Origin of the sequence: Shimia sp. R11_0 (assembly GCF_017744035.1) — a bacterium.
In the GTDB taxonomy this organism is placed as follows: domain Bacteria; phylum Pseudomonadota; class Alphaproteobacteria; order Rhodobacterales; family Rhodobacteraceae; genus Shimia; species Shimia marina.
On record NZ_JAGHQY010000002.1, the window covers coordinates 31,352 to 49,121 of the forward strand.

Consider the following 17,770-nt stretch of genomic DNA (forward strand, 5'->3'; position numbering starts at 1 on the left):
GACACGAGCCACAATGCAGCTTTCTGATTTTGATTTTGATCTTCCCGAGTCCCTGATTGCGACACGGCCCGCAGACCCGCGCAGCTCTGCCAGATTGCTGGTGGCGCAGGGGGCTGACATCACGGATGGTGTGGTCACCGATCTGGTGCAATGGTTACAGCCCGGCGATCGGCTGGTGCTCAATGATACAAAGGTGATCCCCGCGCGTCTGTCGGGGTATCGTGTGCGCAGCGGTCCGGAAGGCGAAACGCAGGCGCGTATGGACGTGACCCTGCTCGAGCCGCGCGCAGGTGGTGCATGGGCGGCGCTGATCAAGCCGCTCAAAAAGATCCGTGAAGGCGAAGAGATTATTTTTGCGGCCGGTCTGAAAGGGCGTCTGCTCTCCAAGGAAGAGGGACAGGGGCTGGTTCAGTTCGATCTGGAGGGTCCGGATTTTGATGCGGCGCTGGAAGCGGCCGGGAATATGCCCTTGCCGCCCTATATTGCGGCCAAACGCGCAGCGGATGAAAAGGACAAGACCGACTATCAGACGGTTTGGGCAAAGAATTCCGGCGCGGTGGCTGCGCCAACCGCATCTCTGCACTTTGATGAAGCCTTGTTGGCGGCATTGGCCGCGCGCGGAGTCTCTTTCACTCATGTGACCCTGCATGTCGGGGCCGGCACCTTTCTGCCGGTGAAGGTGGAGGATGTCAAAGAGCATAAGATGCACGCGGAATGGGGGCGTGTGAGTGCAGAGGCCGTCGCAGAGATAAAAGAAACCAAAGCCGCAGGAGGCCGGGTGATCCCGGTGGGCACAACAGCGCTGCGTCTTATTGAAAGCGCGGCCCACGCCACAGGAGAGATTGCGCCTTGGGAAGGGGAGACGGATATTTTCATCTATCCCGGCTTTGCCTTTCAGGTGGCCGATGCCCTGATGACCAATTTCCATCTGCCCAAATCCACCTTGATGATGCTGGTGAGCGCGCTTCTGGGCCAAGAAGAGATTCGTCAGGTCTATGCCCATGCCATTGAGGAGGGCTATCGCTTCTTTTCGTATGGGGACGCCTCTCTGTTGATCCCGGCAGCATAGTCCGCTGCGGAAATTCCGCGTTTAATCCGCTGAGGTAGACAAAACGACATGCCGCTGTCGCGAATGAATGCGATGGCGCAGAGGGCGTTTTGCATATGGGCGCAAATATGAGACGATCGCGCGAAGGGGCGCATTATGGTTCAATTTATTAAAGGCGCTTGGCCGCTTCTGCTTGGAATGTTGCTGCTGATGGTGGGCAACGGGATGCACGGGACCCTGTTGGGGATCCGTGGCGAAGGGGCTGGCTTTTCGACATTTGAGATGTCGATGGTGATGTCGGCCTATTTTGTCGGCTTCCTTGGAGGCAGTCGCGTGACGCCGGAGATGATCCGACGGGTGGGGCATGTGCGGGTGTTTGCGGCCTTGGCCTCAATGATTTCTGCGGTTCTGATCCTGTTTCCAACTCTGGAACATCCGATTGCCTGGATCTTGGGCCGTGCGCTGATGGGGTTCTGCTTTTCGGGCGTGTATGTCACGGCGGAAAGCTGGCTCAACAATGCCGCGAGCAATGAGACACGTGGCAAGGCGCTGTCACTTTATATGATCGTGCAGATGATCGGTATCGTGAGCGCGCAGGGGATGATGACCGTGCCGGATGCGACGGGATTCTTGCTGTTTGTGATCCCCTCGGTGCTGGTTTCGATTTCCTTCGCGCCCATTCTGCTGTCGATTTCGCCGACACCTGCATTTGACACCACCAAACCGATGAGCCTGAAAGAGCTGTTCAACAACTCTCCCTTGGGTGTGGTGGGCATGTTTCTGCTGGGCGGTGTGTTCTCTGCGCAGTTTGGCATGTCGGCGGTGTTTGCGACCCGTGCTGGGCTGAACCTGAGTGAGCTGAGTTTGTTCATCGCGACCTTTTATATTGGCGCGACGATCTTCCAGTATCCGCTGGGCTGGTTGAGCGACCGGATGGATCGGCGTGTGCTGATCATGATCGTGGCCGCGATTGGTACGGCGGGCGGAACGCTTGGCTTTTTTGCGGGCGACAACTATCCGATGCTGCTTATTGCGGCGCTGTTTATTGGAGGGTTCTCCAATCCGCTCTATTCCATGTTGATCGCGCATGCCAATGACTTCCTTGACTATGAGGATATGGCAGCGGCCTCTGGCGGGCTTGTGTTTGTGAATGGCGTGGGCGCGATTGCGGGTCCGATGATCACAGGTTGGGCGATGGATGTGATGGGGCCAAGCGGCTTTTTCACCTATCTGATCTTCCTACTTGCGGCGACGGGCATCTATGCCGGTTATCGGACCACACGTCGTCCGGCAGCTCCGGTGGAAGAAACCGGCAGCTATACTGCCGTGATGCCGACCGCCTCTGTTGTGGCTGTGGAGGTCGCACAGGAGGTGGCCATCGAAACCGCGATGGAACTGGAAGAAGAACAGGAAGCTGCGGCCGGGTGACCGGCGTGGCGCGCGGGCCGAGCACTGAGCAGTTTGGCCCGCTTGCAAAGGCCTGCTGCATCAGCGTGCAAAGCGTCAGATCTATGATGTTTTCTGTTAGCGCCGATAGTCGCGCGGTATGTCTCTCTGTTGCATTTTGTGACTGTTCATTGGCGCCGGCTTCTGTGTAACGTTTTCATGACAGGACCTCCCGTGAGGGAGAAAAAGGCAGGAGGAGAGGGGCATGATTGGTCCCGAGGAAGTGCTCGCATTTTGGCTCGATGAGATCGGTCCGCAGGGCTGGTACGCGGTGTCAGACGAGCTGGATGAAGCCATTCGTCAGCGGTTTCTGGCCGTGTGGGAAAAGGCGCAGGCCGGGGGCTTGGGGCAATGGCTGACATACCCCAGCGGCACATTGGCTTATCTCATCGTAACAGATCAGTTTTCGCGCAACATGTTCCGGGGAACCGGCAAGGCCTTTGCCACGGATCGCAAGGCGTTGGCGGCGGCCAAAGCGGCGCTGCATAAGAAGTGGGATCAGAAAATTGACGGTGCTGCGCGGCAGTTTTTCTTTTTGCCGCTGATGCATTCGGAAAATCTCTGTGATCAGGAGCGCTGTGTCCGAATGTTCCTTGATCGTATGGATGATGCAGGCAGCAACCTTTTGCATGCCAAGGCGCATCGTGAAGTGATCCGGAAGTTTGGGCGTTTCCCGTATCGCAATGATGCGTTGGCACGGCCTTCCTCAGAAGTGGAAACGCTTTATGTTTCTCAGGGTGGTTACGGGCGCACCGTTCGGGAACTGCAGGCCGCCACAGGTCAGGCGGCCTGATTTTACGTGGTTTACTGGTTGGGTGCTGCGGTGTCGATCGCAGCACTTTGATCCGGCAGATAGCAACTGGCCAGATCGCCCAGCCGTGCAGAAAGACGCGTGCTCGCTTGATCAATGGCCGTGCCCATCAGGCGATCTGGAGCAGCGGCAAGGCTGGCGAGGCTTGCATTGATTTCAGACAATTGTGCATCGAGCGCGTCGGCACGTGCCTGGAGGCGCTGTGTTGCCGGTGCATTCAGGGCGGTGTTTTCCAGAGAGATGGAGGCCAGATCGCTGCGTAAATCTGTGATCTCGCTGTGCAGTCCTGTGACCTTTTCCTCAAGCGGTTTCACGATCTGGAGGTTTTGGGCAAAACTGGATACGACGCGTTCTGCGGTGCCGGAAAGCTGCCAGAGCAGAAACAGGCAGAGTGCGACAAGAATAAGCGTGGCATTGATCATGGCGACCAGAAGGTCTTTCACGGTTTTCATCGGTGGGTTCCCTGATGATGGATGGCGCGCGCAGTGTGACGCTTTTGCCGCGTGTTCGCCAGTGAATAATGCGCGTTAAACGAGCGTTTCCCTTTGTTGAAGCCGGTCTGAAACTGCACTAGGCTCGCCACACGACGCAGCGGAAGGCAAAGGACACAGCATGGCCAGCAAGAACTTCGACATGATCGTCATTGGCGCGGGGCCAGGAGGCTATGTGGCCGCCATTCGCGGGGCACAGCTTGGGCTGAAAGTGGCGATTGTTGAACGCGAGCATATGGGCGGCATCTGTTTGAACTGGGGCTGTATTCCCACCAAGGCCATGTTGCGCTCAGCAGAAGTGTTTCACCTGATGGAGCGGGCACAGGAATTTGGCCTCAAAGCGGACGGCATTGGGTATGACATCGACGCGGTTGTGAAACGTTCTCGCGGGGTGGCGAAACAGCTGAGCTCGGGCGTGGCCTTCCTGATGAAGAAGAACAAGGTTGAAGTTTTTATGGGCGAGGCGACGCTTCCCGCCAACGGCAAGGTCTCTGTGAAAAGTGACAAAGGTGTCCAAGAGTTGAGCGCGAAGAACATTGTGCTGGCCACCGGAGCGCGGGCGCGGGAGTTGCCGGGGCTTGAAGGGGATAGCAAGCGGGTCTGGACCTATAAAGATGCGCTGGTGCCGCCGCATATGCCCAAGAAACTGCTGGTGATTGGCTCGGGTGCCATTGGGATTGAATTCGCGAGTTTTTATAACACACTCGGTGCAGAGACGACCGTTGTGGAGGTGATGGACCGCGTTTTGCCGGTTGAGGATGCCGAGATAAGTGCCTTTGCTAAAAAGCAATTTGTCAAACAGGGCATGACAATCCTTGAAAAATCCATAGTCAAGAAACTGGATCGCGCCAAGGATAAGGTGACCGCCCATATCGAGACCGGTGGCAAGGTCACGACGCAGGAATTTGACACGGTGATCTCTGCTGTGGGGATCGTGGGCAACGTGGAGAACCTCGGGCTGGAAGCGCTGGGGGTGAAGATTGACCGGACCCATGTGGTGACCGATCAGTATTGTGCCACAGGTGTGGAGGGGCTTTACGCGATTGGCGATATCGCTGGCGCGCCGTGGCTGGCGCATAAGGCGAGCCATGAGGGCGTGATGGTGGCGGAACTGATCGCGGGTGGGAAACCGCATCCGGTGAAACCCGAAAGCATTGCGGGCTGTACCTATTGCCATCCGCAGGTGGCGAGTGTGGGCTATACCGAGGCCAAGGCCAAAGAACTGGGCTATGACGTCAAGGTAGGGCGCTTCCCCTTTATCGGTAATGGCAAGGCGATTGCGTTGGGCGAGCCTGAAGGCATGGTGAAGACGGTGTTTGACGCCAAGACTGGAGAGCTGTTGGGCGCGCATATGGTGGGCGCGGAAGTCACGGAGCTGATTCAAGGCTATGTTGTGGGGCGCCAACTTGAGACCACAGAAGCCGATTTGATGGAGACCGTGTTCCCGCATCCGACGCTGAGCGAGATGATGCATGAAAGCGTGCTGGATGCCTTTGATCGGGTGATCCATATCTGAGTTTTGAAGGCGCTACTCTGGAGGCTCCGCAAAGGCGGAGTCTTTTTCCATTTCGCAAAGCGCTTGTGCGGTGCTTCGTCATCCGTTCGGGCCTTCAAAACGTAAACAGTGCAGATTATGTGTGAGCCTTGCGAACGGGCTTGGCGAATGGTTTTGTTCTCTGTATGTTCGCGATAACTGTTGGGGGCGAGTCCGTGCGGGCGCTGCCTGCTGCTGCAGCCGTTGGGGGTATTGATGGCCGAGCTGAAAAATATCGAGGTGCGCGGGGCGCGCGAGCACAATCTGAAATCCATTGACGTGGATATTCCGCGCGATCAGCTGGTGGTGATCACCGGCCTGTCGGGCTCCGGCAAATCCTCGCTGGCCTTTGACACGATCTATGCGGAAGGGCAGCGGCGCTATGTCGAGAGCCTGAGCGCCTATGCGCGTCAGTTCCTTGATATGATGGAAAAGCCGGATGTGGATCATATCAGCGGGCTGTCGCCGGCGATTTCTATTGAGCAGAAGACGACCTCCAAGAACCCGCGCTCAACTGTGGGCACGGTGACGGAGATTTATGACTATCTGCGTCTGCTGTTTGCCCGTGTGGGCACGCCCTATTCGCCGGCCACCGGCCTGCCGATTGAGGCGCAGCAGGTGCAGGATATGGTGGATCGGATCATGGGGCTGGAGGATGGCACACGCGGCTATCTGCTGGCCCCGATTGTGCGCGACCGTAAAGGCGAATACCGCAAGGAATTTCTGGAGCTGCGCAAGCAGGGCTTTCAGCGGGTGAAGGTGGATGGGGAGTTCTATGAGCTCGACACGCCGCCGACGCTGGATAAGAAATTCCGCCATGACATTGACGTGGTGGTCGACCGTCTGGTGGTGCGTGAAGGCATGGAAACCCGGCTGGCGGACAGCCTGCGCACCGCGCTGGATCTGGCCGATGGCATTGCCGTGCTGGAGACCGCGCCGAAAGAGGGCGATCCGGAGCGGATCACGTTTAGTGAGAAATTTGCCTGTCCGGTCAGTGGGTTCACCATCCCTGAGATTGAACCGCGGCTGTTTTCCTTCAACGCGCCTTTTGGGGCCTGCCCGGAGTGTGACGGCCTTGGCAAGGAACTGTTCTTTGATGAGCGACTTGTGGTGCCGGATGTCACGCTGAAGATCTATGACGGGGCGCTGGCGCCGTGGCGGAAAGGAAAATCGCCTTACTTCCTGCAGACCATCGAAGCAATTGCCAAACACTATGAGTTTGACAAGAACACGCCGTGGAAAGATCTGCCCAAACATGTGCAGCAGGTGTTTTTATATGGTTCCGGCGATGAAGAGATTGAATTCCGCTATGACGAAGGTGGGCGCGTTTACAATGTGACCCGCGTTTTTGAAGGCGTGATCCCCAATATGGAGCGCCGCTATCGGGAGACCGATAGCAATTGGATCCGCGAAGAATTTGAGAACTATCAGAACAACCGGCCTTGCGGCGCGTGCCGTGGGCATCGTTTGCGCGAAGAAGCGCTGGCGGTGCGGATCGCGGAAAAACATGTGGGCCATGTGGTGCAGTTGTCGATCCGCGAGGCGCTGGCTTGGATTGAGAGTGTTCCGGCGAGCCTGACCAAACAGAAGCAGGAGATCGCGCGGGCGATTGTGAAAGAAATTCAAGAGCGGCTTGGATTCCTGAACAATGTGGGATTGGAATATCTGACACTGTCGCGCAACAGCGGCACCTTGTCGGGGGGGGAGAGCCAGCGCATCCGTCTGGCAAGCCAGATTGGCTCTGGTCTGACCGGTGTTCTCTATGTGCTGGATGAGCCCTCCATCGGCTTGCATCAGCGTGATAACGACCGCTTGCTCACAACGCTGAAGAACCTGCGCGATCAAGGCAATACGGTGATTGTGGTGGAGCATGATGAAGAGGCAGTGCGCGAGGCGGATTATGTGTTCGACATCGGCCCGGGGGCCGGGGTGCATGGGGGGCAGGTTGTTTCCAAAGGCACGCCTGCGGATATTGCCGCAGATCCTGCATCTTTGACTGGCCAGTATCTCTCAGGTGCGCGGGAAATTGCGGTGCCGACAGAGCGGCGTGAGGGCAATGGCAAACAGATCACCGTTGTGAAGGCCACGGGCAATAACCTGAAGAAAGTCACGGCAGATTTCCCGCTGGGCAAGTTTGTCTGTGTGACCGGGGTGTCTGGGGGTGGCAAATCTACGCTTACCATTGAGACGCTGTTTAAAACCGCCTCCATGCGCCTCAACGGCGCGCGCCAGACGCCTGCGCCCTGTGAAACCATCAAGGGGCTCGAGCATCTGGACAAGGTGATCGACATTGACCAGCGGCCGATTGGGCGCACGCCACGGTCAAACCCGGCGACGTACACCGGGGCGTTTACGCCGATCCGCGACTGGTTTGCCGGGCTGCCGGAGGCCAAGGCGCGCGGCTATAAGCCGGGGCGGTTCAGTTTCAACGTGAAAGGCGGACGTTGTGAGGCTTGCCAGGGCGACGGGGTCATCAAGATCGAGATGCACTTCCTGCCCGATGTCTATGTGGAATGTGAGACCTGCAAAGGCGCGCGCTATAATCGCGAGACGCTGGAGATCCGCTTCAAAGGCAAGAGCATTGCCGATGTGCTGGATATGACCGTGGAAGAGGCGCAGGACTTCTTCAAAGCGGTGCCAAGCATTCGTGACAAGATGGATGCGCTGATGCGGGTGGGGTTGGGCTACATCAAGGTGGGGCAGCAGGCGACAACGCTTTCTGGTGGTGAGGCGCAGCGGGTGAAGCTCTCCAAAGAGTTGGCGAAGCGCTCTACTGGCCGCACGCTTTATATTCTGGATGAGCCCACGACAGGTCTGCATTTTGAGGATGTGCGCAAACTTCTTGAAGTGCTGCATGAATTGGTGGATCAGGGCAATACGGTTGTGGTGATTGAGCACAATCTGGATGTGGTGAAAACCGCAGACCACATCATCGATATTGGTCCGGAAGGCGGCGATGGCGGTGGCAAGATTGTCGCCAAAGGCACGCCGGAGAAAGTGGCGAAAGTGGCGGCAAGCCACACCGGGCGCTATCTCAAGGACATGCTTGCGCCGAAGAAAAAAGTGGCCGCGGAGTAGGGCAGGCGGTCCATCGGTGTGCGTAGCTGCATGTGTTGACACACATATATGGCGCGGCCAGATCAGCTGCGCCATCTTTGTGAGTGATCGGTTTCATAGCTGGTTTTTCAAGCGCCTATGCCGCCAGAAGCGCCCGTGCCTCAAAGCTTCGCAGGCTTGGGCGGGCGGCTGTGTCTTGCCTGTCATGTGCTTGTTGCGCGATGACTTGGCGCAGCGAGCGATTAGCGAAAGGGTCAAAGCTGTTCAGCGTCATCGGGCCGGGTAGGAAGCTTTCAGACCATTGGCCCTTTGAAAACAAAAGCTCATGTTGGGGCATGAGAATGTGGAAATAGGTGATGGTCTGGTCTGTGTGCTCGCGCAGGATATCCTTGTCGTTGACCAGATCTTTGGCCTTTACCAGAACCTCTTCACATCCAAACAACAGTTCTGCCCAAGCACCTCGCAAAAGGACGCGATGTTGCGGAGAAACAACCAGATCGGTTTTGTTGTCCAGAACACCGGCTTTGATGCGGATCGGCAGGGTTTCAAAACGGGGCGTGATGTGCGAGCGCCCGATCCAGCGGATAGGCTGATATCCGGAATCCAGAGTTCTGAGCAGCATACCGGCGCGAAGCTCCTCGACTGGTAGATGACCTTCTGAGGTTTGGATCAAAGTGCCTGCGGTGAAGCACGGCGCGCGTTGCTCGATTTCCACAAGCGCAGTGTCGCTTGCGCCGCTTGTGTCCTCAATCGTGTAATTAAAATAGACCGTTTCATTGTCGGTGTTGGCATCTACGGTCAGGGTGCCATTGGCATTCAATGTCACCACCTGGCCTGTTGAGAGGGTGACGCTGTTTGGCAGCCCACCTGCGCCTGTGGCGCTGACGGCGATCCCATTGATATGTGTGATGGCGAGCGTGGGGCCAGCGCTTGAGCTGTCATTGTCCAGGACGTTCAGGACACGTGTGCCTCCAAATTTGACGGACAGCGCGTCGTCTTGCGCCACTATCGCACTTTGTACGGAGCCTCCGGCGATCAGGAGGTTGGAGTCAAACCGCGCATCTGAAGCGTCTGCGATGCCGATGACCAATTCGTTCACCCCATCCTGAAGTGGCACCACAAAGGTGAGGGTGACGGTGAAGCCGTCCATCTCTGTGTTGAACTGATCGTTGCTGTTGTCGTTGTAGATGTTTTGGTTGGCATCATTGATGTTGCCGATGCTGGCGGAGCCATCTCCAATGGATATCTGGGCTTCAACGCCATTTACCCAGACGCCAATCGCATCGTTAAAACTCAGGAATTCTGGATATTCTTCCGAGGACAGCACAAAATCAATGGTCAGCAATTCGCCCGCAGTTCCGTTGAAATCTACGGTCAGATAGGAGGCATCAAATGTTGTCGCGCCGGCGGCGGCGTTGAACAGCGCATTGTTGTCCTGCCCTGAGGTGTCGGTGGAGGTATTGCTGCGTTCGTTGGTGTTGCTTGTGCCGCTGTTGTTCGTGAAATCAGACACATGCCCGGTCGATAGGATGACGCCGCTGTCCGCAGGGGCTACACCGGGGCTTGTGCTGTCGGCGCCGGTATAGATGCCAGAGCTGAGAGGGTCCCCAGTATAGTCGGCAGAAACGATACGGCTGGGGTCGCCGAAGATTTCATTGGCCATCTGCTGTGCCGTCGCAGATGTGTTGATGTTGAGTTCTGTGGCCGTTGGCATTTGGCTGCCCCCTGCTGCGCGATGATTAGGCGCTTTTGCGCGCTCGTTCACAGCAGGTTGTGGGTCAATCGTGGCGGGATCAGGGCTGGGGTAAGGAAAATTTAACCAAAATTAGCGGCGCCTGGTGCAGGCAGTGAAAAAGGGCCGCGCCATGCGGCGGGCCCTTTTTGTCGTGCGTATTTTCAGCTTGTAGGGCTATGTCAGCCCCGCCCGCGTTTTTCAAATCGGGGCAGCATGGCGGAAAAATCCGTACCAAGGCCACCTTCGCTTTCGACAAACTGCTCATAGAGTGCCGCAGCGGCTTGGCCCATCGGTGTATCTGCATCTGCGCTTTGGGCGGCCTGTTGTGACAGGCGCAGATCTTTCAGCATCAGTTCTGACGCGAAGCCGGGCTGATAGCCATTGTCTGCAGGAGATTGTGGGCCAACACCGGGTGCCGGGCAGTAGGCATTCATGGTCCAGCTGTAGCCTGACGAGGTGGAGACAACGTCAAACATGGATTGTCGGTCCAGTCCAAGTTTGTCGGCCAGTGCAAAGGCTTCGCAGGTGGCAATCATGGTCACGCCGAGGATCATATTGTTGCAGATCTTGGCGGCCTGACCTGCGCCCGCGTCGCCGCAATGCACGGCTTTCTGGCCCATGATGTCAAACAGAGGCGCAGCTTTGGCGAAAGCCTCGGTGCTCCCACCGGCCATAAAGGTCAAGGTGCCACCTGCGGCTCCGCCAACGCCGCCGGAGACCGGCGCATCCACAGCGAGCAGACCTGCCTCTGCGGCCTGTGTAGCAACGGCACGCGCGCTGTCGACGTCTACGGTTGAACAATCCACCAGCGCAGCGCCCTGAGCCATGACCGGGATGACATCCTCTGCGACCGCGCGCAGGATCTGGCCATTGGGCAGCATGGTGATCACCACATCAGCCTGTGCGGCGGCAGCGACCCCGCTTTCGGCCATGGACACGCCCTCAATGGCAACATCGGCCATGTCAAATCCGATAACGTCATGGCCCGCCTTGGCCAGATTGGCGGCCATTGGTCCGCCCATGTTGCCCAATCCGATGAACCCGATTTTCATGGTCCTACTCTCCCTTTTCAAATGTCAGCGCATCCGCTCCCAGCGGCAATACCATTTTGGTTATGACGCCGGCAGGCACCCCCTCCAAGGTGTATTTCCACTGCGGATTGCGGTCTTTGTCGATGATTTGTGCGCGGATGCCTTCCAGAAAATCGCCATGTTCCATGGCGCGGAAGGTGAAGCGATACTCCTGATCCAATGCAAAACGAATGTCATCACGTGTGCGGACACGATGGATGATTTCAAGTGCTGCGCCCATCGCCAGAGGGGAATTGCGCCCGAGTTTCTTGAGCGCGGCAGGGGCCAGATCATCTTGCGCATGATGCAGGGCGTTGAGGACGTCATTGAGCGTCTCTCCACCGAAGTTTGCGTCAATGTCTTTCTGTTGTGTTGCAAGCCTGCTTTCTTCTGGCGGCGTTGCGGCCGCGTCAATCAATGTCCAGTCGCCGGTCTCTTCCAGCTGTTCAATCAGGGTGGGCCAGTGGTCTTGAGGAATGAAAAAATCGGCAAACCCCGCATAAATCGCATCTGCCGCGTTCAAGCGTGCGGCGGTCATGCCGAGGTATTCTCCCAGACGTCCAGGCGCGCGCGCCAGGATCAGTGAGCCGCCGACATCAGGCACAAGACCAATACCGACCTCGGGCATGGCGATCTGGCTGCTTTCTCCGACAATGCGGTGGGAGCCATGACAGCCCACGCCCACACCGCCGCCCATAGTGAAGCCCTGCATGAAGCTTACAACCGGTTTGGGGAACTCAAACAGCTTGGCGTTCATGCGATATTCATCGGCCCAGAACCGCTGTCCGTAGGCATAGTCCCCGGCGGTGCCGGTGTCATAGAGCTCCGCAATGTCCCCCCCTGCGCAAAAGGCTTTGTCACCTTCTGCGTCAATGACGATCATTTTGACTGTGTCATCGGTGGCCCAACTGTCCAAAGCGGCTTCGATGGCGAGGCACATCTCATATGACAGGGCATTGAGTGCCTTTGGGCGCGTGAGTGTGATGCGGCCTGTCTGGCCCAAGATTCGGATGGAAATATCGTCCACGTGAACGCTCCGGTTTGTGTCTGTCCGTCTGGCGTAGTCCAGACCGCTCCGCTGCAGCCTCGAAGGCTGGGGCGGAGCGGCTTTGTTTAGGCGGCAATCATCTGACGGGAGATGATCAAGCGCATGATTTCATTGGTGCCTTCTAGGATCTGATGCACGCGCAGGTCGCGGACAATTTTCTCGATGCCGTAGTCTGCGAGATAGCCATAGCCGCCGTGCAGTTGCAAACAGCCGTTGGCCACGTCAAAGGCCACATCCGTCACCATCAGCTTGGCCATGGCGCAGAATTTGGTTGCATCATGGTCGCCATTGTCCAGCTTCCACGCCGCCTGACGCAGGAAGGTGCGCGCGGCCTGTAGCTTGGTTTCATACTCCGCAAGCCGGAATTGCAGGGCTTGAAACTGGTTGATGGATTTGCCGAAAGCTCTGCGTTCGGACATGTATTGTACGGTCAGATCTAGCGCCTTCTGGGCGCCGCCAAGTGCGCCTGCAGAAATGTTGAGGCGCCCGCCATCCAGACCGTTCATGGCGTAGCTGAAGCCTTTGCCTTCTTCGCCGATCAGGTTGCCGGCAGGGACCTTGCAATCGTCAAACTGCACTTGGGATGTCGGCTGAGCAAGCCAGCCCATTTTCTTCTCCAGCGCCCCAAATGACAGGCCTTCGGTGCCGTCTTCCACCACCACAGTGGAGATGCCTTTTGGGCCATCCTCGCCGGTGCGCACCATACAGATGTAGGCATCTGAATAGGATCCGCCAGAGATAAAGGCCTTGGTGCCGTTGAGCACATATCCATCGTTGCTGCGTTCGGCGCGGGTTTTGAGTGCGGAGGCGTCGGAGCCGGAACCCGGTTCGGTCAGACAGTAGGAAAAGACTTTGTTCATGGAACAGAGGTCCGGCAGCCACTTCTGTTTGGTTTCCTCAGAACCAAACTTATCGATCATGCCGCCGCACATATTGTGAATCGACAGAAAAGAGCCCACGGAGGGGCAGGACATGGCCAGCGCTTCAAAGACCAACGTAGCATCCAGACGAGACAGCCCTGATCCGCCGCTTTCCTCAGAGACATAGATGCCTCCCAGACCCAGTTCTGCGATTTTGGGCCAGAGCGTTTTGGGGATCGTGCCTGCGGCTTCCCAGTCCTGGGCAAAAGGCGCGATATGCTCTTCGCCAAAGCCTTTGGCCATATCAAAGATCAGGGTCTGTTCTTCGGTCAGTGCAAAATCCATGTCTCATCCTTCAAGGTCGCGGCACGCATGGGCCAGTGCGGGCAGGGGACAGGAAACACCAGAGTGCTGACGCGCTCAGGTCGCGGCCTCCCCACCACGAATTGAACATATGTTAAATTACCATCCTTGCAGAATGATTGCAAAGGGCACGGGACGCAAAAATGGCGCTATCGGACCGCGTATTTGCAGAATTGTTTTGCAGAAATACCGAGGTGTACTGCCCGCGTGTTTCTTGCCGGCGCTTGGGAGCTTAACTGGGCGCTGCTGGGTTATCATCTGAAATTACGCGGTTTTTTCCGGCTGCTTTCGCCTGCTGAAGGGCATGGCGCGCGCTGTCCATCATAGCGAAAGCGGTTGGATAGCCCATGTCGCAGGGCTTTGCCTGTGTCAGACCGCCGCTCGCAGTCACGCAAAGCAGGTTGTCTCCGTCACAGAGGGTGCTAAGTGCCTCAATTTCGTGCCGGAGTCGATCAGCAACAAGTCGTGCATTGTCGATATTCGTGTCCGGTAGAAGCACGGCAAACTCTGCTTCATTGATCCGGGCCAACACATCAAGTCGGCGCAGGCCGTTTGTGCGGAGGGCATTTGCGACCTTTCGTAACAAGGATTGGGCGGCGTTTGCCCCAAGGCAATCACGCAGAGTGGAATAGTTGTCAATCTCCAGAAGGAGCAGCGTCAGCCCATCGCGAGAGCGATCTTTTTGATGCCAGGCCAGTGCCAGTTCGTCTTCAAAATGGGCGCGATTTGGAAGGCCTGTCAGCGGGTCGTGTCCTTCCACTGCGTTGGCGCGGCGTGCCAACTGTGCGCGTAAGCTTCGTTCCTCCTCGACCATGTCGGCGCGGGTGATCCCGGTGGCGATGCGACGACCAAGTTTTAGACTATAGACGCAAACAAAAATGACAAAGGCAAGATTGAGCAGATACACCCCATCATAGGCCTGGCTGATGTGCACGTCGTGAATGCCGGCACTCAGGGGGACGAGCCAGCCCAGCGTGTAAAACCACGCGTCTTTTTGGCGTTGCGCAATGGCGCGAGCACTTGTCATCAGCATAAGGCCGATCACCACCACGCAATAGATCTGCAAGAAGATCAGATCTGCCGTGACAACGGGGAGAGGTGCCACAAATATCAGCGCCACGCCGAGCATGCCGACCATGGCAAACAGAAGCGGGCCACGCAGCTCTCCGAATTTATGCCAGATCAAAGTTTGGTGCATTGCGTAAGCAGCCCATGCCAAAATCAACACGCTGCTATACTCTAGCCGTACGCGAAGTGGGCGGATCTCTCCACCAAAGAGAATCTCAAGCGTGCCAGATAAAATGACTGCTCGTAGCAAGAGCGCGGCTGCAGTCAGAGCAAGGAGCAGGCTGGCGGGATCCTTGCGATAGGCCAGAAACAGGAACAGATTGAAGAGGGCCACCAGCAATGTCGTACCCATGATGGCGCCTTCCATGACGCGACGCACTTGCAGGCGATCCTGATAGGAACCTACTTCTGCGATGAATGGCGCGCTTAGGATACCACCAAAACTGGAGAGGGATTTTCTGACATGGATCACCAGAAGCCCTTCGCGCACGCCTTCAAGCGCGTAAGCGCGGGTCCCATGGGAGGCTACGATTGGCCCTGACATTGTGCCATCGGCGCCAATTTCCAAGCTGTCTTCTGGTGCATCCAGAGGAACCCAGAAGATGCGATAAGCATCATGGACGCGTGGTAGTGCGACAACGAGTTGTTGTTGATGCAAAGGGGGAAGATTGAGTAAGGCGGCGTAGGTTGCGATCCCGTCTGCAAACGGATTTGTGTTTGTCTTGGGTACGTCATTAGCCCAGTCATGAGGCACTTCAAGCTTTTGAAGGGTGTCATTTTGAATCGCGTCGAGCGCGTCATTTGGAGGGAGATGCGTTCCGAATTTGAACCACCACAATCCCTGTAAAGAGGCGCGCTTTCCAGTTTCAAAGATAGTGTGTTCAAAGTTGTAGATAGGCCCCGAGGACGGTGGTGTATCGTCTTCTAAGCTTAGCACTTGAGGAAGAAACAAAAGCACCACCAGGCTCACGACGCATAGTGCGGCGCAAGTGAGAAAAAACACGGATCTGACAGTCTGTGTCATGGTGGTTCGGCGGACCCGCTGCAGATGTCTGTATGCGATCAGCCTAAAGTTTAGGACCTTACGAACGCGTAAACATGTAACAGGCGGCGTCGTTTACATGCGAGTGTGCTCGAACGGTAATGTATATGCGCATAATTGTCACTCTGCCGTGCGCGTCAGCATTGCTTGGAGGCTATCAAAGGGAAGCCCCAGAATGGAGAGGGCCTGACTTTCATTGTCCTGAATGATTGGGACAACCGCAGGGAAGGGCTCCCAGCTGTGCATAGCCAATTGCGCCAATTTCTGACCAATAGGGTTTGGCGCGTAATAGACGATCAGTGTCTGCGCGTTGTTGCCAGTGAAAGCCTCGGCTTTCTTTGCCTGTGCTTTCATCAATGAAAGGTAGTCGTCATCCCATCCTGTCAGGGCGCTCAGGTCGACGAACTGTTTCTGGCCAGGGCGAAAATCCGGATGTGTTGCGTAGGCGCCAAAGGCGGAAAGGGTGTCAGCCGTGCGGGCTTCCCCTTCGTAGCGGACATACACCAGCCCGAGCGATTTTAGGATCCGAAAGGATACCGACATGCCTTGTCCCAACCATGAACACTGAAAAAAGGGGCGACTTTACCGCCCCTTCCCGTAGATGAACACAGTTTTGAAGGCAGATCAATCCATCTGCTTGAAGTGGAACTCTCCGCCTTCCTTGATGCCCGAAGGCCAGCGGGAGGTCACAGTTTTTGTGCGTGTATAGAACTTGAACGCGTCTGGACCGTGCTGGTTGAGATCACCAAAGGCAGATTTCTTCCAGCCACCAAAGGTGTGATAGGCCAGCGGTACAGGGATCGGAACGTTCACACCAACCATGCCGATGTTGACACGGCTTGCGAAATCACGCGCGGCGTCGCCATCACGGGTGAAGATCGCGGTGCCGTTGCCGTATTCATGATCCATCGCCAGACCCAGCGCTTCCTCATAGGATTTTGCACGCACCATGGACAGGACAGGGCCAAAAATTTCGGTTTTGTAGATGTCCATGTCTTTGGTGACATTGTCAAAGAGATGCGGACCAACGAAAAAGCCTTCCTCGTAGCCTTGCAGGCTGAAGTCGCGGCCATCAACCACCAGATCCGCGCCTTGATCCACGCCTGATTGCACCAGACGCAGGATATTCTCTTTGGCAGCAGCGGTCACAACCGGACCGTAATCCACATCGTCACCGGCGGTGTAAGGTGCGATTTTCAGCTTTTCGATGCGAGGGATCAGTTTGTCGCGCAGCTTGTCTGCGGTTTCTTCGCCCACAGGCACAGCAACAGAGATCGCCATGCAGCGTTCGCCAGCAGCACCATAGCCAGCGCCCACCAGAGCGTCTGCGGCCTGATCCATGTCGGCGTCCGGCATGATGATCATGTGGTTCTTTGCGCCACCGAAGCACTGAACCCGTTTGCCCTGTGCACAGCCGGTGCCGTAGATGTATTCAGCAATCGGGGTGGAGCCGACGAAGCCAACCGATTGGATCACGTCATCATAAAGGATCGCGTCCACGGCTTCTTTGTCGCCGTTCACAACCTGAATGATGCCTTTTGGCAGGCCGGCTTCTTCGAGCAGTTCCGCGAGCATCAGAGGCACGGATGGGTCGCGCTCAGATGGTTTCAGGATAAAGGCGTTGCCACAGGCAATCGCTGGGGCAAACATCCACATTGGGATCATGGCCGGGAAGTTGAATGGGGTGATGCCTGCAGTCACGCCCAGTGGCTGACGCATGGAGTAGATGTCAATGCCGGGGCCTGCGCCGTCGGTGTACTCTCCTTTGAGCATCTGAGGGGCAGCAATGCAGTATTCTGCCACTTCCAGACCACGCTGAATGTCGCCTTTGGCGTCTGGGAAGGTTTTGCCGTGCTCAGAGGAAAGCGCTTCGGCCAGCTTGTCCATATCGCGTTGCAGCAGATCGACAAATTTCATCAGCACACGGGCGCGGCGCTGTGGGTTGACCGCACCCCAAGCGGGTTGTGCGGCAGCTGCGGCGGCCACGGCAGCATCCATCTCAGCTTTGCTGGCCAGCGGAACCTTGGCCTGAACTTCGCCTGTCGCAGGGTTGTAAACATCGGCAAAACGGCCGGATGTGCCTTTGACGTGTTCCCCGTTAATATAGTGTGTGAGCTCTTTCATGGCATCCTCCATAAACCTTTGGCGTCACAATAGGCTTGCAAAAATACCTCGAAAAGGGGCAACTGTTCAAAAT

The 17,770-nt window shown here is 56.8% G+C and carries 13 protein-coding genes; 5 read left to right on the forward strand and 8 right to left on the reverse strand.

Translation table 11 applies throughout. The features are described 5' to 3' along the window. The first annotated feature begins 13 nt into the window (after positions 1–13). The 3 genes from queA to J7382_RS04685 all read left to right on the forward strand — a co-directional run bounded on the left by queA (position 14) and on the right by J7382_RS04685 (position 3,287). Positions 14–1,069, forward strand: a complete 1,056-nt coding sequence (gene queA / locus J7382_RS04675) for a tRNA preQ1(34) S-adenosylmethionine ribosyltransferase-isomerase QueA (protein WP_209067651.1) — start codon at positions 14–16, stop codon at positions 1,067–1,069. Between the two features lie 135 nt (positions 1,070–1,204). Continuing rightward, positions 1,205–2,476 carry an MFS transporter gene (locus J7382_RS04680; protein WP_209067654.1) on the forward strand — a complete coding sequence of 424 codons (1,272 nt, stop codon included), beginning with the start codon at positions 1,205–1,207 and terminating at the stop codon, positions 2,474–2,476. Between the two features lie 223 nt (positions 2,477–2,699). Further along, positions 2,700–3,287, forward strand: a complete 588-nt coding sequence (locus J7382_RS04685) for a DUF924 family protein (protein ID WP_209067656.1) — start codon at positions 2,700–2,702, stop codon at positions 3,285–3,287. A gap of 11 nt (positions 3,288–3,298) precedes the next feature. Here J7382_RS04685 and J7382_RS04690 read toward each other — a convergent pair whose 3' ends face one another. Continuing rightward, positions 3,299–3,757 (reverse strand): hypothetical protein, encoded by a 459-nt coding sequence (locus J7382_RS04690; protein WP_209067658.1) that lies wholly within the window; start codon positions 3,755–3,757, stop codon positions 3,299–3,301. Positions 3,758–3,917: 160 nt separating this feature from the next. On the opposite strand from J7382_RS04690, the gene lpdA reads away from it, so the two are divergent. Beyond that, on the forward strand, positions 3,918–5,312 hold the full coding sequence (gene lpdA, locus J7382_RS04695) for a dihydrolipoyl dehydrogenase (protein ID WP_209067660.1): 1,395 nt from the start codon (positions 3,918–3,920) through the stop codon (positions 5,310–5,312). A gap of 234 nt (positions 5,313–5,546) precedes the next feature. Further along, entirely contained in the window at positions 5,547–8,408 is a 2,862-nt protein-coding gene (gene uvrA, locus J7382_RS04700) for an excinuclease ABC subunit UvrA (RefSeq protein ID WP_058240643.1), read from the forward strand. A 115-nt stretch (positions 8,409–8,523) separates the two neighbouring features. Here the strand turns inward: uvrA and J7382_RS04705 are convergent, their stop codons facing one another. From J7382_RS04705 to J7382_RS04735, 7 genes are all read right to left on the reverse strand, one after another. Next, complete coding sequence (locus J7382_RS04705; protein WP_209067662.1) at positions 8,524–10,101, reverse strand: Hint domain-containing protein; 1,578 nt, start codon at positions 10,099–10,101, stop codon at positions 8,524–8,526. A gap of 200 nt (positions 10,102–10,301) precedes the next feature. After that, positions 10,302–11,174, reverse strand: coding sequence for a 3-hydroxyisobutyrate dehydrogenase (gene mmsB / locus J7382_RS04710; protein ID WP_209067665.1), 873 nt, complete (start codon positions 11,172–11,174; stop codon positions 10,302–10,304). A gap of 4 nt (positions 11,175–11,178) precedes the next feature. Beyond that, positions 11,179–12,219, reverse strand: coding sequence for an enoyl-CoA hydratase/isomerase family protein (locus J7382_RS04715; RefSeq protein ID WP_209067668.1), 1,041 nt, complete (start codon positions 12,217–12,219; stop codon positions 11,179–11,181). A gap of 86 nt (positions 12,220–12,305) precedes the next feature. Further along, positions 12,306–13,445 carry an acyl-CoA dehydrogenase family protein gene (locus J7382_RS04720; protein ID WP_209067670.1) on the reverse strand — a complete coding sequence of 380 codons (1,140 nt, stop codon included), beginning with the start codon at positions 13,443–13,445 and terminating at the stop codon, positions 12,306–12,308. Positions 13,446–13,695: 250 nt separating this feature from the next. Beyond that, positions 13,696–15,285, reverse strand: coding sequence for a GGDEF domain-containing protein (locus tag J7382_RS04725; protein WP_209067672.1), 1,590 nt, complete (start codon positions 15,283–15,285; stop codon positions 13,696–13,698). Between the two features lie 408 nt (positions 15,286–15,693). Beyond that, a complete protein-coding gene (locus tag J7382_RS04730; protein ID WP_209067675.1) occupies positions 15,694–16,116 on the reverse strand; it encodes a hypothetical protein in 423 nt (140 codons plus the stop codon). Between the two features lie 81 nt (positions 16,117–16,197). Beyond that, positions 16,198–17,697 carry a CoA-acylating methylmalonate-semialdehyde dehydrogenase gene (locus J7382_RS04735; RefSeq protein WP_058240948.1) on the reverse strand — a complete coding sequence of 500 codons (1,500 nt, stop codon included), beginning with the start codon at positions 17,695–17,697 and terminating at the stop codon, positions 16,198–16,200. Positions 17,698–17,770 lie beyond the last annotated feature (73 nt).